This is a genomic window from Phycicoccus sp. CSK15P-2 (genome assembly GCF_016888005.1).
GTDB lineage: Bacteria > Actinomycetota > Actinomycetes > Actinomycetales > Dermatophilaceae > Phycicoccus.
Map to the genome: position 1 here is coordinate 94,221 of NZ_JAFDVE010000002.1, position 21,299 is coordinate 115,519.

Annotated in this window: 16 protein-coding genes; 5 read left to right on the forward strand and 11 right to left on the reverse strand. The window is 74.2% G+C overall.

Annotated elements, in window-relative coordinates:
• Nucleotide 1 precedes the first annotated feature (1 nt).
• From JQN72_RS01120 to JQN72_RS01130, 3 genes are read right to left on the reverse strand one after another with little or no spacing between them, the layout of a single operon-like run.
• Nucleotides 2-1,204, reverse strand: coding sequence for a CaiB/BaiF CoA-transferase family protein (locus JQN72_RS01120; protein ID WP_204133311.1), 1,203 nt, complete (start codon nucleotides 1,202-1,204; stop codon nucleotides 2-4).
• Nucleotides 1,201-3,210, reverse strand: a complete 2,010-nt coding sequence (locus JQN72_RS01125; protein WP_204133312.1) for a hydantoinase B/oxoprolinase family protein — start codon at nucleotides 3,208-3,210, stop codon at nucleotides 1,201-1,203. Before JQN72_RS01125 ends, JQN72_RS01120 begins: the two co-directional genes overlap by 4 nt.
• Nucleotides 3,207-5,327 (reverse strand): hydantoinase/oxoprolinase family protein, encoded by a 2,121-nt coding sequence (locus JQN72_RS01130; protein ID WP_204133313.1) that lies wholly within the window; start codon nucleotides 5,325-5,327, stop codon nucleotides 3,207-3,209. Before JQN72_RS01130 ends, JQN72_RS01125 begins: the two co-directional genes overlap by 4 nt.
• Before the next feature lie 211 nt (nucleotides 5,328-5,538).
• On the opposite strand from JQN72_RS01130, the gene JQN72_RS01135 reads away from it, so the two are divergent.
• Complete coding sequence (locus tag JQN72_RS01135) at nucleotides 5,539-6,621, forward strand: HoxN/HupN/NixA family nickel/cobalt transporter (protein ID WP_204133314.1); 1,083 nt, start codon at nucleotides 5,539-5,541, stop codon at nucleotides 6,619-6,621.
• 19 nt (nucleotides 6,622-6,640) lie between these two features.
• On the opposite strand, the gene JQN72_RS01140 is transcribed toward JQN72_RS01135, so the two are convergent.
• The 7 genes from JQN72_RS01140 to JQN72_RS01170 form a co-directional block, all read right to left on the reverse strand.
• The gene (locus JQN72_RS01140; RefSeq protein ID WP_204133315.1) at nucleotides 6,641-7,540 is read right to left on the reverse strand and encodes a carbon-nitrogen hydrolase family protein; all 900 of its coding nucleotides are present in this window, start codon (nucleotides 7,538-7,540) and stop codon (nucleotides 6,641-6,643) included.
• Complete coding sequence (locus tag JQN72_RS01145) at nucleotides 7,540-8,229, reverse strand: carbon monoxide dehydrogenase subunit G (protein ID WP_204133316.1); 690 nt, start codon at nucleotides 8,227-8,229, stop codon at nucleotides 7,540-7,542. Before JQN72_RS01145 ends, JQN72_RS01140 begins: the two co-directional genes overlap by 1 nt.
• Nucleotides 8,226-10,631 carry an aerobic carbon-monoxide dehydrogenase large subunit gene (gene cutA, locus JQN72_RS01150; protein ID WP_204133317.1) on the reverse strand — a complete coding sequence of 802 codons (2,406 nt, stop codon included), beginning with the start codon at nucleotides 10,629-10,631 and terminating at the stop codon, nucleotides 8,226-8,228. Before cutA ends, JQN72_RS01145 begins: the two co-directional genes overlap by 4 nt.
• Nucleotides 10,628-11,131 (reverse strand): (2Fe-2S)-binding protein, encoded by a 504-nt coding sequence (locus JQN72_RS01155; RefSeq protein WP_204133318.1) that lies wholly within the window; start codon nucleotides 11,129-11,131, stop codon nucleotides 10,628-10,630. The genes cutA and JQN72_RS01155 overlap by 4 nt, the downstream gene beginning before the upstream one ends.
• On the reverse strand, nucleotides 11,128-12,000 hold the full coding sequence (locus JQN72_RS01160) for a xanthine dehydrogenase family protein subunit M (protein ID WP_204133319.1): 873 nt from the start codon (nucleotides 11,998-12,000) through the stop codon (nucleotides 11,128-11,130). The genes JQN72_RS01155 and JQN72_RS01160 overlap by 4 nt, the downstream gene beginning before the upstream one ends.
• Before the next feature lie 99 nt (nucleotides 12,001-12,099).
• Complete coding sequence (locus tag JQN72_RS01165; protein ID WP_204133320.1) at nucleotides 12,100-13,599, reverse strand: uracil-xanthine permease family protein; 1,500 nt, start codon at nucleotides 13,597-13,599, stop codon at nucleotides 12,100-12,102.
• A 216-nt stretch (nucleotides 13,600-13,815) separates the two neighbouring features.
• Nucleotides 13,816-15,150 carry a CdaR family transcriptional regulator gene (locus tag JQN72_RS01170; RefSeq protein WP_204133321.1) on the reverse strand — a complete coding sequence of 445 codons (1,335 nt, stop codon included), beginning with the start codon at nucleotides 15,148-15,150 and terminating at the stop codon, nucleotides 13,816-13,818.
• A 35-nt stretch (nucleotides 15,151-15,185) separates the two neighbouring features.
• Here JQN72_RS01170 and JQN72_RS01175 point away from each other — a divergent pair, with 35 nt between their 5' ends.
• The 3 genes from JQN72_RS01175 to JQN72_RS01185 are packed head-to-tail and all read left to right on the forward strand — an operon-like array spanning nucleotide 15,186 to nucleotide 18,888.
• On the forward strand, nucleotides 15,186-16,016 hold the full coding sequence (locus tag JQN72_RS01175; protein ID WP_204133322.1) for a DUF2877 domain-containing protein: 831 nt from the start codon (nucleotides 15,186-15,188) through the stop codon (nucleotides 16,014-16,016).
• Nucleotides 16,013-17,479, forward strand: a complete 1,467-nt coding sequence (locus tag JQN72_RS01180; RefSeq protein WP_204133323.1) for an FdrA family protein — start codon at nucleotides 16,013-16,015, stop codon at nucleotides 17,477-17,479. The genes JQN72_RS01175 and JQN72_RS01180 overlap by 4 nt, the downstream gene beginning before the upstream one ends.
• Nucleotides 17,476-18,888: a DUF1116 domain-containing protein gene (locus JQN72_RS01185; RefSeq protein WP_204133324.1), complete on the forward strand. Its 1,413-nt coding sequence runs from the start codon at nucleotides 17,476-17,478 to the stop codon at nucleotides 18,886-18,888. Before JQN72_RS01180 ends, JQN72_RS01185 begins: the two co-directional genes overlap by 4 nt.
• Before the next feature lie 52 nt (nucleotides 18,889-18,940).
• Here JQN72_RS01185 and JQN72_RS01190 read toward each other — a convergent pair whose 3' ends face one another.
• Complete coding sequence (locus tag JQN72_RS01190) at nucleotides 18,941-20,011, reverse strand: hypothetical protein (protein ID WP_204133325.1); 1,071 nt, start codon at nucleotides 20,009-20,011, stop codon at nucleotides 18,941-18,943.
• A gap of 300 nt (nucleotides 20,012-20,311) precedes the next feature.
• On the opposite strand from JQN72_RS01190, the gene JQN72_RS01195 reads away from it, so the two are divergent.
• Nucleotides 20,312-21,184, forward strand: coding sequence for a bifunctional methylenetetrahydrofolate dehydrogenase/methenyltetrahydrofolate cyclohydrolase (locus JQN72_RS01195; RefSeq protein ID WP_204133326.1), 873 nt, complete (start codon nucleotides 20,312-20,314; stop codon nucleotides 21,182-21,184).
• The last annotated feature ends 115 nt before the right edge of the window (nucleotides 21,185-21,299 follow it).

The following is a 21,299-nucleotide window of genomic DNA, read 5'->3' on the forward strand; positions in this document are numbered from 1 at the left end:
GTCAGCCCGCCCCGTCGGCGGCGTCGGCCGCATCGGTGGCGTCGGCCTCGTCGAGCCAGGCGCGGACCGCGGCGCCGTGCTGGTCCAGCCCGGGCGGTGGCAGGTGGGTCTCGCGTCCGCCCCCGAAGGCGTTGTCGTCGAACCTGAGCGGTGGGCCGGGCAGCTCGATGGTGCCGAGCACCGGGTGCTCGACCGGGACGACGAGGCCCTGGGAACGGGTCTGGTCCCAGTCGTAGACCTCGTCGAGGCTGCGCACCTTGCCCGCGGGGATGCCCAGCTCGGCGAGCCGGGCCAGCAGGTCCGGTGCCGACCAGGACGCGAACGCGGAGTCGACGACCTCGACGAGGTGGTCGCGGTTCGTGACCCGCAGCGCGTTCGTGGCGAGCAGCGGCTCCCGCGGGTCGATGTCGAAGGCCTCGGCGAAGCGGACCCACAGCCCCTGCGAGCCGATGGCGACCTGAACGGGGCCGTCGGAGGCGTGGAACAACCCGTACGGGGCGAGCGAGGGGTGGTGGTTCCCCTGGGCGCGGCCGACCTGGCCCGCGACGGTGTACGCCGTCCCCTGGAAGGCGTGGACCCCGACGACGGAGGCCAGCAGCGACGTCCGCACGACCCGGCCCCGGCCGGTGACCTCGCGCTCGCGCAGGGCCGCGGCGACGCCATAGGCGCCGTGCAGCCCGGCCAGGAGGTCGCCGATGGGGACACCGACGCGCTGCGGCTCCTCCGGGCCCGGCCCGGTGACCGCCATGAGGCCGGCCTCTCCCTGGGCGATCTGGTCGTAGCCGGGGCGCCCGCCCTCGGGGCCGTCGTGGCCGAAGCCGCTGATGGACAGCACGACGAGGCCGGGGTTGAGCGCGTGCATCCGCTCGACGTCGAAGCCGAGCCGGTCGAGGACGCCGGGGCGGAAGTTCTCGACGAGGACGTCGGCGTGCCGGAGGAGCCGGGTCAGGGTGTCGCGGCCGTCGTCGGACTTCAGGTCCAGGACGATCGACTCCTTGTTGCGGTTGCACGAGAGGAAGTACGTCGAGACGGGGTCGTCCTCGGGGCCGACGAACGGCGGTCCCCATCCGCGGGTGTCGTCGCCGGTCGGGGACTCGACCTTGACGACCCGCGCGCCGAGGTCGCCGAGCAGCATCGCGGCGTGCGGCCCGGCGAGGGCACGGGAGAGGTCGACGACGGTGATGCCGTCCAGGGGCCCGGTCACGGCGTGGGCCGTCCGTCGAGCCAGTCGACGTCGGCGGTACCGGCACCACCGGACAGCCGGGCGTAGCCGGGGCCGCGGTCGAAGAACGGCTGCTCGCCGCGCGCCTCCCGCAGCTCGGTGCGCAGCGCGTCCGACGCCTCGGTGTCGAGCACCGGGTCGTCCTTCGTACCGGACGCGACGACGCCGTAGTCGGCGCGGGCGCCGTCGAACGACACCTTGCCCCAGCGCAGGTCGCGCTCGACCTCGTCGTACGGCCGCTCCACCGGGTCGCCCCAGCCACCGCCCCCGGTCGTCCGGATCCGGATGACCTGGCCTGCCTTCACGGGCTCGGCGTCGGCGAGGGCGTCGACGACCCGCTCGTCCGGGCCGCCGAGGTCGACCGTCACCTCGAACGGCCGCCCGGCCTTGCCGCCCTTGACCCCCCAGCACGCGAGAATCGACCGGTCGGCGATCGACATGAAGTGCGCGTCGGCGAGCATCCGGATGTGCTTCTCGTAGCCGAGCCCGCCGCGGTGGCGCCCGGCGCCGCCGGAGTCGACGGCGAGCCCGAGCCGCTCGACCCGGAACGGGAAGCGCGACTCGGTGAACTCGGTCGGCAGGTTGCGGCTGTCCGGGACGACGTGGATCGTGTCCTCGCCGTCGGCGTAGTAGCGGCCGCCGGAGCCACCGCCGAGGACCTCGCGCATGAGGTAGTCGTCGCCGTTCGCGTCCTTGCCGTACACGCCGGTGTACCGGATGGTCTCCTGGTCGGCGGGCATCCGGCCGTCGACCGCCTTCGCGACGACGCCGGCCAAGACGCCGAGCAGCCGCAGGATGACGAAGGTGCGGGCGTTCGTCGGGGCCGGGTGCACCGGGGTGAGCAGCGTCCCCTTCTCGGGGAAGCGCATCTCGATGAGCGGGACGACGCCCTCGTTGACGTCGAGCTCGGCCATCCGCTCGGGGGAGTCGGCGAGGTTGCGCAGGACCGGGGCGAGCCACTTCTTGAGGAAGTTGCCGCCGACGTAGTCACCGCAGTGGTTGATCGGGCCCTTGGCCTGGGCGCCGGTGCCGGTGAAGTCGACGATGATCCGTGGGCCGCCGTCGCCGGGGCCGGGGCCGCCGGCGCTCGTCTTGGTCAGCGTGATCCGCTGGGTGTGCAGCATCGGCTCGTCGACACCGTCGTGCTCGGCGTAGTCCTCCCAGACGTACGTGCCGTCCGGGATCTTGCCGAGGATCTCGCGGCGGTAGGTCTCGGTCGTCGCGTCGAGGATGGCGTCGAAGGCGGCCTCGACGGTGTCGCGGCCGTACCGCCCGAACAGCTCGCCGAGCCGGCGCGCGCCCATGAGGCACGCCGAGCACTCGGCGTCGAGGTCGGCGGCCAGACTGTCCGGCATCCGGCTGTTGCGGGTCATGATCCGCAGCGCGGCCCGGTTGGGCACCCCGGCGTCCCAGAGCTTGATGGGCGGGACGGCCAGGCCCTCCTCGTGGACCGACGTCGCGTTGCTCGGCATCGAGCCCGGGACGGAGCCGCCGATGTCGTCGTGGTGGCCGAAGGCCTGGACGAACGCGACGACCGCGCCGTCGTGGAACACCGGGACGGTGACGCACAGGTCGGGCAGGTGGCCGATGCCTCCCTCGGACTCGTAGACGTCGTTGTGGAAGTAGACGTCGCCCTCGCGCATCGTGTCGACGGGGAAGTCGCGGACCACGGGGTGGACCAGCGCCGAATAGCTGCGGCCGGTCAGCTTGCGCAGCTGTCGGTCGTGGATGCCGGCGCGGAAGTCGTGGGCGTCGCGGATCATCGGGCTGCGGCTCGTGCGGGCGATGGCGGTCTCGACCTCCGTCTCGACGCTCGCGAGCGTGCCCTGGATGATCTCGACGAGGACGGGGTCGACGGCCGAGTCGGGTGCGGTGAGGCGGCCGCCGTGCTCATACGTCGTGGGCAGGCCGGCGGGGTTGGCGGGCGCGGCGGCGAGGTAGGCCTCGAGGTCGGTGAACGGGTCCGGGACGGGTGCGGTGGTGCTCATCGCGCGTCCTCCTGCCGGTCGACCCTGGTGATGACGAGGTTGCCCCAGGTGTCGACGCGCACGGCGAAGCCGGGGTGCACCGGGACGGTCGAACCGAACTCCTCGACGACCGCCGGGCCGGTGAAGGTGTCGCCGGCGCGCAGGTCGGGGCGCCACAGGACGGGCGTGTCGAGGTACCCGTCGCCGGGGTCGAAGCACACCGGCCGGACGCCCGTCCGCCCCGGCACCGCCTGCATGGTCGGAGGTGTCACGTCGTCCCGGGTGGGGAGAGGCCGGGGCTCCGGCCGGGTGATGGGCCCGACCCCGGTGACCCGCAGGTTGACCCACTCGACGTGCTGGCTCGGGTCGTCGCGGAAGTCGTACCCGTAGAGCCGCCGGTGCTCGTCGTGGAAGCGTCCGGCCACCTCGTCGGCCCACGCGGCGTCGGCCTCCCCCGCCCCGGCCGGCACCCGCACCTCATACGCTTGGCCGAAGTAGCGCAGGTCGGCGGTGCGGACGAGCTCGTGCTGCTCGGCGGCGAAGCCCTCGGCGTCCAACGCCGCCGCGGCCCGCCCGGTGAGCGAGGTGAGGACGTCGGCCACGGACGCGAGGTCGAGGCCGTCGTGCCGCGCGACGTGGGTCTGCACGTAGTCGTTGCGGACGTCGACCGTGAGCAGCCCGAAGGCGCTGAGGTTGCCCGGGTCGAGCGGGACGAGGACGCCGGCCAGCCCGAGGACGTCGACGAGCCGGCACGCGAGCAGCGACCCCGACCCCCCGAACGTCGCGAGCACGAAGTCGCGGACGTCGAGCCCGCGCTTCACCGACACCTGGCGCAGCGCGTTCGCCTGGTTCCAGGCCGAGATCTCGAGGATGCCCGCGGCGCAGCGCTCGAGCTCGAGACCGAGCCGACCGGCCAGCTCGGTCAGGCCCGCCCGTGCGGCGTCGACGTCGAGCGGGATCTCACCGCCGAGCAGGTGCGGGGGGATCCGGCCCAGGACGACGTGGGCGTCGGTGATCGTCGGGTCGGTGCCGCCGCGGCCGTAGCAGATGGGCCCGGGGTCGGCGCCGGCCGAGTGCGGGCCCACCTTGAGGGTGCCCTCGGGCGAGACCCACGCGACCGACCCGCCGCCGGCACCGACGGTGACGACGTCGATCATCGGGATCTTGCTCGGGTAGGCGCCGACCGACCCCTCGGTCGTGAGCGTCGGCTCGCCGCCGAGGACGACCGAGACGTCGGTCGAGGTGCCGCCACCGTCGCAGGTGAGCACCCTGTCGAACCCGGCTCGCTCGGCCACGAGCGCGGCGCCGAGGGCGCCGGCCGCCGGGCCGGACAGCACGGTCGTGATGGGCTGGTGCACGACCTCGTCGGCCGAGAGCACGCCGCCGTTGGACTTCATGACGTAGAACGGCACGGGCCGGCCACCGGTGAAGCCGTCGAGGCGCTCGTGGATGTTCGTCACGTAGCGGCTGACGTCGGGCTTGACCGCGGCGTCGACCAGCGTCGTCATGGCCCGCTCGTACTCGCGGTACTCGCGTAGCACCTCGCTGCTGATCGAGACCACGGCCTCGGGGTGCTCGCGCCGCAGCACCTCGCTCATCGCGAGCTCGTGCGCGTCGTTCGCGTACGAGTGCAGGAAGCAGACCCCGATCGTCGTGATGTCGCGCTCGCGGAAGAAGCGCGCGGCGGCCACGGCGTCGTCCTCGGAGAACGGGCGGACCTCCGCGCCGGTGACGTCGAGGCGGCCCCGCACGGTGCGCACGGCGTCGGCGGGGACGATCCGCGGCGGCTTGACCCAGAAGTAGCTGTTGCCGTACCCGTCCGGGACGGCCTGCCGGGCGATCTCGAGCATGAGCTCGTAGCCCTCGGTCGTGATGAACCCCAGCCGTTCGACCTTGCCCTCGAGCAGCTTGTTCGTCGCGACGGTCGTGCCGTGCGAGACGGCCGCGAGGTCGCTGCCCGAGGCGCCCATGACACCGAGGATCTTCTCGATCCCCGTGATGAAGCCGTCGGCCGGGTTGCCCGGGGTCGACGGGGTCTTCGTCGTCACGACCTCGCCCGTGCCCTCGTCGACCGCGACGACGTCCGTGAAGGTCCCGCCCGTGTCGATCCCGACCCGGATGCGTCGTCCGTCCGTCATGCGCATGATCCAACCGGTCGCGTGACGGGACCCGCGCTGGCAGATCATGCCGACGACCACCCGGTTCGACGGCCACATTCTCCAAGGAGGTCCTCCCGGGCGGCCGCACCGTGCGGCGGCGCCCTCCCGGAGGCGTCCGAGGTGCCTGTCCGGTCGGAGGGATCGGCACCCCACCGCGTTATTGCAAGAGGTATGCAATAGGGTGGCGGGCATGGCGACCCGCACCGCACGCCGCGCCGGCTCCGAGCGCTGGACCCGCGCCGAGCGGCGCACCCTGACGTGGATGGCCGCCGTCGTCCTCGTCCTCAACGTCGTCGGCTGGGGCGTCCTCCTGCTCGTCGTCGCGCCGGCCGGCTACCGGCTGGGCGACGCGGGCGTCTTCGGCGTCGGGCTCGGGGTCACCGCGTTCCTCCTCGGCGCGCGGCACGCCATCGACGCCGACCACATCGCGGTCATCGACAACACGACCCGCAAGCTCGTCGGCGAGGGGAAGAAGGCGCTCGACACCGGGTTCTGGTTCGCGCTCGGGCACTCCAGCGTCGTCTTCGGGCTCGCCTTCCTCATCGCCCTCGGGGTGCGCTCGGTCGCCGGGCAGGTCCAGGATGCCGACTCGGCGCTGCAGGGCTCGCTCGGCCTGGTCGGCACCGCGGCCGCGGGCATCTTCCTCGTCCTCATCGGGCTGATGAACCTCAGCGCGCTGCTCGGCATCGTTCACGCCTACCGGCACTGGCGGGCGGGGAGCTTCGACGAGACCGCCCTCGAGCACCACCTCCACCAGCGGGGTCTGCTCGCCCGGCTGTTCGACCGCGCGGTCCGCCGGGTCGACTCGCCGCGGCGCATCTACCCGGTGGGGCTGCTCATGGGGCTCGGCTTCGACACCGCGACGCAGGTGGCGCTGCTCGTGCTCGCCGGCGGCAGCGCCGCGTACGCCCTGCCCTGGTACGCCGTGCTCGTGCTCCCGGTGCTCTTCGCGGCGGGGATGCTCCTCTTCGACAGCATCGACGGCGTCGTCATGTCCCACGCCTACCGCTGGGCGTTCGTCGACCCCGGTCGCAAGATCCTCTACAACGGCACCGTCACGCTGCTGTCCGTGCTCGTCGCCCTGCTGATCGGCGGCCTCCTGCTGCTCCAGCTGGCCGACGAGTACCTCGGCGTGCCCGGGCTGGGCTGGGTCGCGTCCGTCGACCTCGAGTACGCCGGCTTCGGGCTGGTCGCGCTGTTCGCCGTCGTCTGGGCGCTGGCCTTCGCGATGGTCCGTCTGCGCCGCCGCACCGCCGAGCCCCGCACGTCCTGACCTGCGGCCCGGTGCCGGGTCAGCCGTGCGGGAAGGACGTCTTCGCAGGGGCCTCGAGGTCGTCGCGGTGGTTCCGGATGAGGTCGAGGTTGCGGTCGCGCAGGTGGTCGAAGCCCTGGCCGACGTTCGAGCCCGGGGTGAGCGACGCCAGCGCCTCGGCCGGGTCGAGCCGCGCCGACACCCAGCCCTCGTGCGACGCGGCCTTGGCGACGATGTGTCCCACCGGCGTCACGACGTGGCTGTTGCCGAAGTAGTGAACCCCGGCGGCGTCGGTGCCGGTGGCGTTCGCCCCGACGACGAACACGTGGTTGTCGTAGGCGCGGGCCCGGGAGGTGAGCTCCCAGACGTCCGCGCTGCGCAGGAGGGCCGACGGGCGGGCGATGACCTCGGCGCCTTGCACGGCCTGGATGCGGGACAGCTCGGGGTAGTCGCCGTCGAAGCAGATGATCATCCCGATCCGCCCGAGCTCGGTGTCGACGACCGACACCGTGTCGCCCGGCGTGACCCAGCCGCCGCCCGTGACGGACTCGCTGCAGAACGGGTGCGTCTTGCGGTAGTGGCCGCGCACGACGCCCTGGGGGTCGACGAGCACCGAGGTGTTGTAGACGACCTCGGGGCTCGGGCCGCGTTCGTAGGTGCCGGCGACGAGATGGATCCCGAGCTCGGCCGCGAGGTCGCAGAAGCGCTGGACCACGGGCCCGGGTACGTCCGACACGAGCTCCCAGAGCTCCTGGGTGGAGCAGTCGGGGGTGAACCCGGTGGTGCACGACTCGGGGAGGACGACGAGCTCGGCGCCGGTGGCCTCGACGCAGCGCCGGACGTGGTCGACGCACCGGTCGGTGTTCTCCGTCACCACGTCCGGGGACAGCGGGCGGGGGACGGGTGCCACCTGGACGGCGGCGGCGGTGAACGCGCGCATCAGCGACCTCCGAGCTTCCGGCCGAGCGCGACACCGGCGAGCGTGACGAGCCCGCCGAGGAGGACCCCGGCCGCGAAGCCTGCCCCCGAGTCGAGGTGGATGCTGGCGTTCGCGGTCGCCGTGGCCCGGCGGTTCCCACGGTAGACCTGCGGGGGGTCGGCCGCGACGTCGCCGGCGGCCGTGCCGTCGGCCGCCCCGGGCCGACGGGCCGGCACGGTCGGCGACCCGTCAGCGGCAGCGGCGGGCCCGGGGCCGGCGATGTCGGCGTCCAGGTTGTCGAAGAACTGCCCGGCCATCTTCTTGGTGACCCCGGCGAGCATCCGCTGGCCGACCCCGCCGATCGTGCCGCCGACCGTGGCGTCGGCGTCGTACGCGAGGTCGGTGCCACCTGCGGCCGACGGCGAGAGCCGGACCCGGACGTCCGCGTCTATCGTCCCGGGTGCGCCCGACCCGCTCGCGTGGAGGGTGAGCGCGGACGGCTTCGCCAGGTCGGTGAGTGCGACCTCGCCGGTGTACGTGCCCTTGACCGCGGCCACCCCGGCGGTCACGGTCATGGCGTACCGGTCCTCGCCGACGGTCCGCAGCGACTCGCAGCCCGGGATGCAGCGGGCGAGCACGGCGGGGTCGAGGACGGCCTGCCACACCTCGTCGGGGGAGGCGTCGAGGGTCGAGGTCCCGGTGATCTTCATGAGGCGCCTTCCTGCGCGGGGTCGGTGCGTGACGCGTGCTGCCGGCGCAGCTCCCAGAGCTCGGCCGGGCTGATCGGCATCGAGCGGACGGGGAAGCCCTCGGCGTCCTCGATCGCGGACGCGATGACGGCCGAGACCGGGATGCACCCGGCCTCGCCGGCCCCCTTGAGGCCGAGCGGGTTGAGCGGCGACGGCGTCTCGAGGTGGTCGGTCTCGACGTGCGGGACCTCGGACGCGTACGGCATGAGGAAGTCCATGAACGAGGCGTTGAGCAGCTGCCCCGACTCGTCGTAGACCATCCGCTCGTAGAGGGCGCCGCCGACGCCCTGGGCGACACCGCCGTGCACCTGCCCCTCGACGATCATCGGGTTGACCATGACGCCGCAGTCGTGGACGACGCAGTAGCGCAGGATGCGGATCTCGGCCGTCACCGGGTCGGTCTCGACGATCGCGGCGTGCATCCCGTTGGCGAACGTCGCCTGGGTGGGCGAGTAGAAGTCCTGGCCCTCGAGCCCGGGCTCGTCGTCGTCGGCCACGGGCGGCCGGTCCGGGTCGAAGGTGCCCGCGAACTGGGTCGCCGCCTGGGCCGAGACGTCGAAGGCGTAGCGCAGCGGGTTCGACAGCACGGCGACGGTCCTGAGGTCGATCGACGTGCCGGGGGCGCCGCGCACGGAGATCACACCGCCCTCGATGTCGAGGTCGTCGGGTGAGACCTCGAGGGCGTCGGCGGCGATCCGTAGCGCCTTGGCGCGCACGCCCCGCGCCGCGAGGGCCACGGCGTTGCCGGACATGACGGCGCCCCGTGAGGCGAAGGTGCCCACGGCGTAGGGCATCCGGCGGGTGTCGCCGGTCGTGACGTGGACGTCCTCGAACGGCACCCCGAGCTCGTCCGCGACGACCTGGGCGAGGACGGTCTCGTGGCCCTGCCCCTGGGTCGTGAGACCGGTCGCGACGTTGACTCGGCCGCTGGTCTCGACCTGGACGTGGCCGCCCTCGTAGGGCCCGACGCCGGTGCCCTCGACGTAGCAGCCGATGCCGAGCCCGACCGTGCGGCCCTCCGTCGAGGCGGCCGCGCGGTACTCGGCGAAGTCGTCCCAGCCGACGAGGTCGACGAGCTTCTGCAGCGACGACGGGAAGTCGCCGGAGTCGTACCTGAGCGGCCGCCCGTCCTGGAACATCAGGCCCTGGTCGTAGGGCATCTCGTCGGGCTGGATGAAGTTGCGACGGCGCACCTCGGTGCGGTCCAGTCCCAGGTGTGCGGCGACGGCGTCCATCGTCCGCTCCATCGCGAAGCAGCCCTGGGGCCGTCCCGCGCCGCGGTACGGCGTGACGAGCACGGTGTTCGTGTAGACCGACCAGAACTCGACGCGGTAGGCGCCCGGCTTGTAGGGCCCCAGCAGCTGGGTGGCGGTGATGATCGGGACGATGATCCCGTAGGGCGTGTAGGCGCCGTTGTCGTGCCAGAAGCGGACGTCGAGGGCGAGCAGCCGGCCGTCGTCGTCGAACCCGACGGTGACCTCCTGCAGCTGGCCGCGCTCGTGGGCGCTGGACACGAAGTGCTCGCGCCGGTCCTCGACCCACTTCACGTCGCGGCCGAGCATGCGGGCCGCCCACGGCACGAGGACCTCCTCGGGCCACGGATGGACGATCTTGACCCCGAAGCCGCCGCCGACGTCCGGCGTCACGACCTCGACCTTGGCGAGCGGCAGGTCGAGCTTGGCGGCGACCGCGGCGCGCAGGCCGGTGCTCGTCTGGGTCGAGGAGTACAGCCGCAGCGAGCCGTCGTCGGTGTCCCAGCGAGCGTGGACGCCCTTGCCCTCGAGGGGCATCGAGGCGCTGCGCTCGATCGCGAGGTCGAGGGTCAGCGTGTTCGGGGCGGCGGCCATCGCGGCGTCGACGTCGCCGACCTCCTGGCGGAGGTTGGCGGCCACGTTGCCCGGGACGTCGTCGTGCACGAGCCGCTCGCCGCGGCGGGCGAGGTCGAGCCCGACGACCGCGGGCAGGGTCTCGTAGCGGACCGTGATGCGGCCGCACGCGTCCTCCGCGACGTACCGGTCGCGGGCGACGACCATGACGACGGCCTCGCCGACGTGGTTGACCTCGTCCTTGGCCAGGCAGTAGCCGGTGCGGGCGTGCGTGAGCGCCGGATGCGGGATGAGCACCGGGAGCGGCTCGGCGACGCGGCCGGGCAGGTCCTCCCACGTGTAGACGGCCTCGACGCCGTCGAGCTCCCACGCGTCACCGATGTCGATGTCCGTGATCCGGGCGTGTGCGTGCGGGCTCCGGACGAACGCGGCCTGCAGCGCGCCGCGGCCGAGGTCGTCGAGGTAGCGGCCGTGGCCGGTGAGCAGGCGCGGGTCCTCGCGGCGCTGGACGCCTTCGCCGACGGTGCGGGTCGTCATGCGCGCTCCTCCCGGCGGAGCTCGGCGGCCCGCAGCACGGCCTTGACGATGTTCTGGTAGCCGGTGCAGCGGCACAGGTTGCCAGAGATCGCCTCGCGGGCCTCGTCCTCCGTGGGGTCGGGGTGCTCGTCGAGGTAGGCCGTGATGGTCGTGACGAAGCCCGGTGTGCAGAAGCCGCACTGGAGGCCGTGGCACTCGGCGAGCGCCTGCTGGACGGGCGAGAGGGCGGCCGGGTCGTCGCCGACGCCCTCGACGGTCGTGATGGCGTGCCCTTGGGCGCTCACCGCGAACATCAGGCATGAGCGCGCGGGCTCGCCGTCGACGAGCACGGTGCACGCCCCGCACACCCCGTGCTCGCAGCCGACGTGGGTGCCGGTGAGCCCGAGGTCGTGGCGCAGCGCGTCGGAGAGCAGCCGCCGCGCGGGGGCGCTGAGCGTGCGGACCACGCCGTTGACCTGCAGCGTCATCGGGAGAGGCGCGTCGGCCGCCGGGGCGCTCATGCCGCCCCCACGGTGACCTCGGTGGTCACCGTGGCGAGGGCCCTGCGGGTCAGCTCGGCGGCGAGCATCCGGCGGTAGTCGGCACCAGCGTGGATGTCGGAGTCGGGGTCGACGTGCGCGGCCACGGCGTCGGCGACGGCGTCGAGCGGCAGGTCGTCGACGGGGTGCCCGCCCACGGCGGGCGTGAGGTCGAGGACGTCCGGCACCGGGGTCACCGACACGAAGGACGCCCGCGCACCCGCGACCGTGGCGCCGTCGACCTGCACGGCCAGGGCCACCCCCGCGAGGGCGTAGTCACCGGACCGACGCGCCGACTCGGTGAACCGGGTGCGGGTGCCGGCCGGGAGGCGGCCGAAGCGCACGGCGACGACCATCTCGTCGGGTGCCAGGGTCGTCTCGAGCGGACCGACGAAGAAGTCGGCCGCCGCGACCTCGCGCGCCCCGCCCTGACCGACGACCTCGACGACGGCGCCGGTGAGGGCCGCGACCGCGGGCATTTCGCCGGCCGGGTCGGCGTGCGCGATGGACCCGACGGTCGTGCCCCGGGTGCGGATGGCGGGGTGCGCGACGTGCCGGACGGCCTGGCGCAGCAGCGGCAGCGCTGCCGCGGCGCCGTCGTGCCGCTCGAGCCCGGCGTGCCGGACCAGCGCCCCGACCCGCACGTGCTCGTCGGTGACGTCGAGGCCGTCCAGCCCGGTGACCCCGCCGATGTCGACGAGGTGCCCGGGTGTGGCCAGTCGCATCGACAGCAGCGGGACGAGGCTCTGTCCGCCGGCGAGGACCTTCCCGTCGGTGCCGACCTGCGCGAGCACCGCCACCGCCTCCTCGACGGTGCGGGGCGCGTGATGGACGAACGGTGCGGGCTTCACCTGGTCGATCCTGCCTTTCGGTGACGGTCGACGGAAGGGAACGAACGGGGAGGGCGAGATCCCACCCGGCAGGGCGCCGGGCGGGGGCCGAGCGGATGGTCAGGGGCGGGTGTCCCGGTCGGGGTCGCGCGGCCCCCGGGTGCCGGGGTAGCCCTCCTGGCCGAGGTCGTCGATACCGTCGCTGTCGCCGTACACGTGGTCGCCGACCGAGATCGCGGTGCCCTCGGCGGCGCTGCGCATCTCGGACGGGGCGATGACCCGGGCCAGGTGCCAGCCGACGACGACGACGATGGTGCCGAGCGCGATGCCGCTGAGCGAGAAGTTGTCGGTGATCGTCAGCGCGACGTCGCCGATGCCGATGATGATGCCTGCGGCGACCGGGACGAGGTTGACCGGGTTGCCGAAGTCGACCCCGTTCTCCTTCCAGATCTTCGCGCCGAGCAGGCCGATCATCCCGTAGAGGACGACCGTGATGCCGCCGAGCACGCCGCCCGGGACGGATGCGACGAGCGCGCCGAACTTGGGGGAGAAGCCGAAGAGGACGGCGACGACCGCGGCGACGTAGTAGGCGGCCGTCGAGTAGACGCGGGTGGCGGCCATGACGCCGATGTTCTCGGCGTACGTCGTCGTGGGCGAGCCGCCGACGGAGGTGGCGATGACGGTGCCGACACCGTCGGCCGCGATGGCCCGGCCCATGACCGGGTCGAGGTCGGCGCGGGTCATCTCGGCGACGGCCTTGACGTGCCCGGCGTTCTCGGCGATGAGCGCGATGACGGCCGGGAGGACGAGGAGGACCGCGGCTATCGAGAACGACGGCGCGTGGATGCCGGCGACCTCGGTGCCGTCGGCGGCGACGGTCGTCGTGGGCGGCGGGCCGAACCAGGCGGCGCCGGCGATGCCCGACGTGTCCCAGCGGACGTGCTCGGTGGCCTCGGTCGCACCGCCGAGCACGGAGGTGATCTGCCCGACGGTGTTGTCGAGGACCCACGACAGGACCGTCCCGAAGACGAGCGCGAGGAAGACGGCGATCCGGCCGACGAAGCCGCGGAACGCGACGGCCACGACGATCGTGAAGAGCATCGTGAGGATCGCGACCCACTGGTCCTGCGGCCAGTAGATGCCCGCGACGACCGGGGCCAGGTTGAACCCGATGAGCATGACGACGGCACCGGTGACGACCGGCGGCAGCACCTGGTGCAGCAGCGAGGAGCCGAGGACGTGGATCGCGACGCCGACGAGCGCGAGCACGACACCCGCGACGAGGATCGCCCCGGTCACCTCGGCCGAGTCGCCGCCCTGCGCGCGGATGGCCGCGACACCACCGACGAACGACGCCGAGGTGCCGAGGTAGCTGGGGACGCGACCGGAGACGATGAGGAGGAAGGCAATGGTGGCGATGCCGCTCATGAGGATCGCCAGCTGGGCGTTGAGGCCCATGATGAGCGGGAAGACGAACGTGGCACCGAACATCGCGACGACGTGCTGTGCGCCGAGGCCGATGGTGCGCGGCCAGTCGAGCCGCTCGTCGGGGGCGACGACCTCCCCGGGGGCGAGGGACCTGCCGTCGCCCTTGAGCTTCCATCCGAGACCGAGGGACATGGCGTGACCTTCCTCCGAGGTCCGCGTCCGGGGTGACGCGGCTCACTGGCTCAGTGATACCGGGAACCTAGTGACGGTCTCCGGCCACACCCTCGGCAATGTCCGACAACCGGGAGGCCGATCCGTTGGCAGGGTGCCGCTGTGCGTGATGCCGCGTGACGCCCGGGCTTCGAGGTCGTGACGATCGTGTGTCCTCGAGCCCGTCCCGCGGGCCGCTCAGATGCCCTTCATCCGATGCACGCGCAGGGCCAGCTCCAGGGTGAGGCGCAGCTGCGGGTCGGTGGTGAACGGGCCGAGCATCCGCTCGAGCTTCGCGATCCGGTACCGCAGCGTGTTGTAGTGGAAGAACAGCCGCCGGGCGGTCTCGGCGACGTTGAGGTTGGTGTCGAGCAGCACGGTCAGGGTGTTGCGCAGGTCGGCGTGCTCGGGGACGTCGTCGGTCGCGAGCTCGCCCAGGCTCTCGGTGACGAACCGGCGCAGGTCGGCCGAGTCGGGCACGAGCGCCAGCAGACGGTTGATGCCCAGCCGGTCGAAGTGCGCGGTCCCCGACCCGCCGTCGACCTGCCGCCCCACACGGACCGCCGTCAGCGCCTCGTCGTAGGCCCGCGGCAGGTCCGCGAGCGAGGTCACGGTCCGGGACACCCCGGCGGTGAAGGTGCGCCGGCCCCCGCCGCCGTCACCCCGGACGACCCGCACCAGCTCCCCGACGGGTCGGAGCACGGCGTCCGGGTCGGCGTCGGGTGGAACCGGCAGCAGGACCACGACCTCCTGGCTGAACCCGGCGACGGCGACGCTGGTGTCCCGGGCCCGCACGGCCTGGGTCCAGGCGCGGACGAAGCGGTCCTGGAGGCTGCGGACCTCGTCGGCGCTGCGGGTGGTCTCGGCGTCGTTCTCGTCGGTCTCGGCGACGACGACGACGAGCGGGCGGTCGATGTCCCACCCGAGCGACGCCGCGTGCGAGGCTGCGTCGGCGGGGCCGCCGGCGCGACCGGCCAGGGCGTCCCGGAGGAACTCCGCGCGGTACTTGCCCTCGACCGCGGCGACGGCCTGTTCCTTGGTCATCGCGAGCGCGGCGACGGTGGCGGCGCGCTCGAGCATGTGGACGTCGGTGGCGGTGAACGCCGGGCCGGGGGAGAAGGCGCCGAGCAGGCCGAGGTCGGAGGAGCCGGCGACGATGCGGACGAACGCGCGGGTCGGGTCGGCCGGGCCGTCGGCGTCGCGCCGGCCGACGGGCTCGTCCTCGACGACGAGCCGGCCGGTCCGGTCGAAGCACGGCAGCGAGGCCGGGTCACCGCCGTCGACGGCACCGGCGGCGGCGAGGACCCGCCCGTCGGTGGTCGTGAGGACGGCCGCGCCGGCGAAGAAGCCGGCGACGGCGTCGGCGATCTCGGCCAGGCCGCCACCGTCGAGGACGACGCCGACGAGAACCCGGTGGACCTCGTCCTCGCGCTGCAGGAGTGCGCGCTGGTGCTCGACCAGCCGGGCGAGTGCCGACCGGTCGGCTGGCAAGGTGTGGGCGTCCTCGCGCTCATCGTTGGCAAGTCTGCCCATCAGGCCACTGTAGTGGCCCTCACTACCGTCGCCGTATGCCCCGGACCGGTCTTGCCACGACATCCGACGGCCGGGTGATGCCCGGGGCTCTCTCGCCCCGCACCGCGGACCTCGTCCGCGGCCCCCGCCGTCCGGCGCTGGTCCTGGGGGCGTCCCGGCACGGCGTGTACCTGGGGCTGGGCCGGCGCGTCCTGCCGGTGCTCACCTCCGATGCCGTCGACCTCCCCGACGCCGTGCGTCTCGCCGCCCCGTCGGGTGGGTGCGACCTCGGTGTCGTGGCCGGTGACCGCGCCGTCGTCGGGGCGGGGGCGGTGCGGCTGCCGTCGCTCACCGTGCGGGGCGTTCGCACCTGGCGTCCGGCCCGGGTCCGGCCGGTCGACGGCGACGCCTCCCCGGAGGTCGACGCCCTGCTCGGCTCCGCCGTCGCCGGGGCCCCCGACTGGCTCGCCCGGGGGGTGGCCGAGGCCGCTGCGGCGGCCGACCCCGCCGGTGCGGTGGCCCGGCTCGTCGGGCGCGGTGCCGGTCTCACCCCCAGCGGCGACGACGCCCTCGCCGGATGCCTGCTCCTGCTCCGCGCCGTCGCGGCCTGTCCGCGCGACCGGGCGGATCAGCTCGCGGCCGCCGTCCGGGCCCGGCTCGCCACGACGACCGCGGTGTCCGCGGCACTGCTGGACGCCGCCGCCGACGGGTGGGCCGGCCGGGACGTCGTGACCCTCGTCGACGCCACCGCACGCGGCGACGTCGACGCGGTCCGGGCCGCCCTCCCCGCGGTCCTCGCCGTCGGGCACACCTCCGGGCGCGACCTCGTGACCGGGGTCCGGGCCACCGCCGACGTGCTCCACCGGACCGGGAAGGTCGCTGCATGAGCACCCACGTCGAGCTGCGCCGCGGCGCGTACCACGACTCCGTGAGCCTGCTGCAGGTCTCGCGCGCGGTCGCGCGGACCATCGGGGTCGAGGCCGCGCAGGTGGCGATGGCCACCGAGCTGAACGTCGAGGTCCTCACCGGGATGGGCTTCGAGGTCCCGGCCGGCGCCGGCCCGAACGACCTCGTCGTCGCCCTGCGGGCGGCCGACGACCATGCCCTGGCCGCCGGGCTCGCCGCGGTCGACGACGCGCTCGCCGGGCTGCGCGACGCGGGCGGTGGCGGTGGTGCCGACACCGAGGTGCCGCCGGCGACGCTCGGGTCCGCGGTCCGACGGTCCGGGGCCGGGCTGGCGCTCGTCTCCGTGCCCGGGGCGCACGCCGTCACCGAGGCCTACGACGCCCTCGCGGCGGGCGCCTCCGTCATGCTCTTCTCGGACAACGTCGGAGTGGAGGACGAGGTCGCGCTCAAGGACGCCGCGGCGGCCGCCGACCTCCTCGTCATGGGCCCGGACTGCGGGACCGCCCTCGTCGGTGGGGTCGCACTGGGTTTCGCGAACGTCGTCACGCCCGGTGCGGTCGGGCTCGTCGCGGCGTCCGGTACCGGTGCGCAGCAGCTCATGAGCCTGCTCGACGACGCCGGCGTCGGGGTCAGCCACTGCCTCGGCGTCGGAGGTCGCGACCTGTCGGCCGCGGTCGGCGGGCGCTCCACGCGCCAGGCGCTGCGGGCGATGGCCGCAGACCCCGCCACGGACACCGTCCTCGTCGTCTCCAAGCCGCCGGACGCCGGCGTCCTGGCCGCCGTCGAGGCCGAGGCCACCACGCTGGGGCTCGATGTCCACTGGGCCACACTCGGCGCCGGACGGCCCGACCTCACCGCCGCGGCGGAGGCCTTCCTCGCCGCGCGCGGCGCCGACGTCCCGACCTGGCGGGCCACCGTCACCGACCCCGACGCCGAGAACCTCGCCCGGGGGCGGTCGCTGCGCGGGCTCTTCTGTGGCGGCACACTGGCCCAGGAGGCCGTGCTCGTCGCCGAGCCGGTGCTCGGGCCGGTGCGGACCGACCTCGACGCCGCGGGCGAGGGGCACGTCGTCCTCGACTTCGGCGCCGACGAGCTGACCCGGGGGCGGGCGCACCCGATGATCGACCCGACGCTGCGGACCGAACGGCTGGCGGCCGAGGCCGCCGACCCCACCTGCGGCGTCCTGCTGCTCGACCTCGTGCTGGGGCACGGGGCCCACCCCGACCCGGCGCCCGAGCTCGCGGACGCCGTCCGGGACGCCCGGGCCACCGCGTACGCCGACGGCCGCGCGCTGCCGGTGGTGGTCGCGCTCGTCGGTACCGCCCAGGACCCGCAGGACCGCGACCGGTGCGTGTCCCTCCTGGCCGGTGCCGGGGCATCGGTGTTCGCCTCGAACGCGGCGGCGGCCCGGCACGCCGTCGCCCTGCTCGGAGGTGCCTCGTGACCGACCCGCTGCACGGCCTGCTCACCACCGACCCCGTCGTCGCCACGTCGGGCGTGGCGCTCTTCGCCGACGCGCTGCGCGACCAGGCCGTCCCTGTGGCCGACGCCGGCTGGCGGCCGCCGCTGCCCGGGACCGAGGCCGCGCTCGCCCGAGTCATGGGCGACCCCCGGCGCACGGAGGCCAACGCCACCGCCGTCGCGCGGATGACCGCCGCCGAGGCCGTGCTCGTCGACGTCGCACCGGCCGCCGACGTCGTGGGGCTCGAGCGTGGGACGTTCCTGCACGCCGGCCCGCCGGTCGACTGGGAGCGGGCGTCCGGGCCGATGCGCGGTGCGCTCATCGGGGCGGTTCTGCTCGAGGGGCTGGCCGACGGCCCGGAGGATGCCGAGCGGCGTCTGGCCGCGGGCGACTTCACCCTCGAGCCGTGCCACCACCGCGGCGGCGTCGGCCCGATGGCCGGCGTGGTGAGCCCCTCGATGTGGCTCTACGTGCTGCGCGACGACGTCCACGGCAACACCTCGTGGTGCTCGCTCAACGAAGGGCTCGGCAAGGTCCTGCGCTACGGCGCGTACGGCCCTGAGGTCATCGACCGGCTGCGCTGGATGAGTGGTGTCCTCGGTCCCGTCCTCCAGCAGGCCGTGCGCTCGACCGGGCCGGTCGACATCCGTGCCATCGTGGCGCAGATGCTCCAGATGGGCGACGAGGGGCACAACCGCAACCGGGCCGGGTCGCTCATGCTGCTGCGCGAGCTCCTCCCCGGCATGATCACCGCGCACGCCTCCAGCGCCGACGTCGCCGAGGCCGTGCGGTTCGCCGGGGCCAACGAGCACTTCTTCCTCAACCTCGGCATGCCGGCCTGCAAGCTCGCGACGCTCGCCGCCGAGGGCATCCCGGGCTCGACCGTCGTCACGACGATGGCCCGCAACGGCACCGACTTCGGCATCCGCGTCTCGGGCACCGGAGAGCGGTGGTTCACCGGCCCGGCGAACACCCCGGACGGCTTGTTCCTCGGCGACTTCGGCCCGGACGACGCGAACCCGGACATCGGCGACTCCGCGATCACGGAGACCGGCGGCATCGGTGGCTTCGCGATGGCCGCGGCCCCCGCGATCGTCCGGTTCGTCGGCGGCGACGTGCCGTTCGCGCTGGCCGCCACGAAGCGGATGTACGAGGTCACCGTGGGTGAGCACCCCGCCTACCAGGTGCCGGTTCTCGGGTTTCGTGGGACGCCGGTCGGCATCGACACCGCGCTCGTGTGCCGCACCGGCGAGCTGCCGCAGATCAACACCGGCATGGCGGGCCGGGTCGCCGGCACGGGCCAGGTCGGGGCGGGTCTCGTGACGCCCCCGGCCGAGTGCTTCACCGCCGCGGTCGAGGCACTGGCGGCGGCGGTCCCGAGCCGGTCCTGACCCCGTCCGTCGAGGTCCGACGTGGCCTGGAGAGGTCCGACGCCCCGCCGGGTCAGGCCGACGCGGTGTGGCCGCGGTGCCCCGTGTGGCCTGCGTGCCGGCCGCGGACCGGGACCCGCACGGCCCGGTCCAGCACCTCGAGCGGCCCGGTGCCGAGGCGGTGCTCGAGCGCCCAGCACGTGCCGAGCACGACGAAGGTGGTGCCCAGCAGCACGACCCACCCGTCGTCCGGGGCGCCGTCCCGCGCCACCGACACCGCGGCGAGAACGAGGATCTGGACGGTGTAGGCGGTGAACGCGAGCCGGCCGGTCGCGAGCACGGGGGAGAGGGCGGCGCGGGCCGGTGGAGCGAGGGCCCGGACCGCCTCGAGGAGCGCGAACGACGCCGTCACGGCGCCGGCGGCGAGGAGGGTGGCGGCCACGACCTCCGCGGTCGTCCCCGAGTACGCGGCCGCCCCCTCGACGGTCGAGCGGCCCATGAGGTGGACGACCAGGCTCGTCGCGAGCAGCACCCCGGAGATGCCGGCCGCGGGGCGCCATCCGTCGAGGCGGGGGAGGAGCCCGGCCAGGACGAGGCCGCCGAGGGCCATGGGGAGGAAGGAGACGAGGCGGTAGCTCTCCCCCGTCGCGGTCCACACGAGGAGGTCCTGGACGACCCCGGGCGCGGACACCTCGCGGGCACGGTCGACGACGATCGGACCGAGCACCGCGCCGGCCACCGCGACGGCAGAGGCGAGGACCGGGAGCCGTCGCAGGGTGACGGCGAGCGGTGCCAGGACGACGACGAGGACGCCCAGGTAGGGGAGCACGACGTCGATCTGCCGGTAGACGAGCTGGAGGACCAGCCCGACGACGAGCAGCAGCAGGCCACGCAGCGCGTTGTCCCCGACGAACCGGGCCGCGCCGACGTCGCCGCGCTCGAGGCGGAGCGCCATCGAGGCGCCGATGACGACGGCGAACAGCGGAGCCGTGAGGTACTCCGAGAGGTCGAGGACGCCCCCGACCGGGCTCAGGTGCGCGACGAGCATCGAGAGCACGGCGAGGCCGCGGGCGAGGTCGAGGCCGTCGAGGCGTCCGGAGTGGGTGCCCGTGGTGCCGGTGGGGCTGGCGTGACGGGCGGGCATGCCCCCAGTGTGGCCGACCGGTGACCACGGCACAGCGAGAACGACCGATCCGCGCCGGAGGGTGCGCCGGCGCACCCGTCTGCCCCGGGGTCTCGCCGCCCACCGTCCCGGTCGACGACCAATCCGAGCCGAGGGCGGCACCGAACGCCTCTCGTCCGGCTTCGTGCGACTGCCCGGGGCCCTCTCGCGCAGAGCCGGTGGCGTCCGGCGGGACGGGGAGTCAGAGGCCCCGACCCGCCGGATCGTCCGGCGCCCTGGACTGCGCGACGGAGCCGCCGAGCCCGGTGACAGGATGGGCCCGTGACGGCGACGACCCTCGACGGCAAGGCGATCCTCGCGACGATCAAGGACGAGCTGCGGGCCCGGGTGGCCGTGCTCGCCGAGCGGGGGGTGGTCCCCGGCCTCGGCACCGTGCTCGTCGGAGACGACCCCGGCAGCCGCTGGTACGTCGGGGCCAAGCACACGGACTGCGCCGAGATCGGCATCCGCTCCATCCGCCGCGACCTGCCGGCGAGCTTGACCCTCGAGGACGTCCTCACCGTGGTCCGCGGGCTGAACGACGACCCGGAGTGCACCGGCTTCATCGTCCAGCAGCCCACGGGGCTCGACGAGAACGTCATCCTCTCGGCGGTCGACCCGGCGAAGGACGTCGACGGCCTGCACCCGACGAACCTCGGCCGGCTCGTCCTCGGCGAGCCGGCGCCGCTGCCGTGCACTCCCGTGGGCTGCATCGAGCTGCTGCGTCGCCACGACGTGCCGATCGCCGGCGCCAAGGTCGTCGTCGTGGGGCGCGGGCTCACGGTCGGCCGGCCGCTCGGGCTCATCCTCACCCGGCGGTCCGAGAACGCGACGGTCACCCTCTGCCACACCGGGACCCGCGACCTCGCCGCCGAGGTGCGGCAGGCGGACGTCGTCATCGCGGCGGCCGGCGTGCCGGGGATCGTCCGCGGCGAGATGGTCAAGCCCGGTGCGGCGGTGCTCGACGTCGGGGTCTCCCGTGTCGTCGACGACGCGACGGGCAAGGGGCGGGTCGCCGGCGACGTCGCGGACGACGTGTGGGACGTCGCGGGGTTCGTGTCGCCGAACCCCGGCGGTGTCGGCCCGATGACCCGCGCGATGCTGCTGAGCAACGTCGTCGACGCCGCCGAGCGGCAGGCTGCCGCCATCGCCTGACCCGCCCCTCCACCTCCTCTTTTTCGCCTGGTGCCGGAAGGTTCGGTCACGCACCCCGAAGTTCGGGGGGTCCCACCGGAGGTTCCCGCCTGAAGCAGGCGTGGTCCTCGCGCTG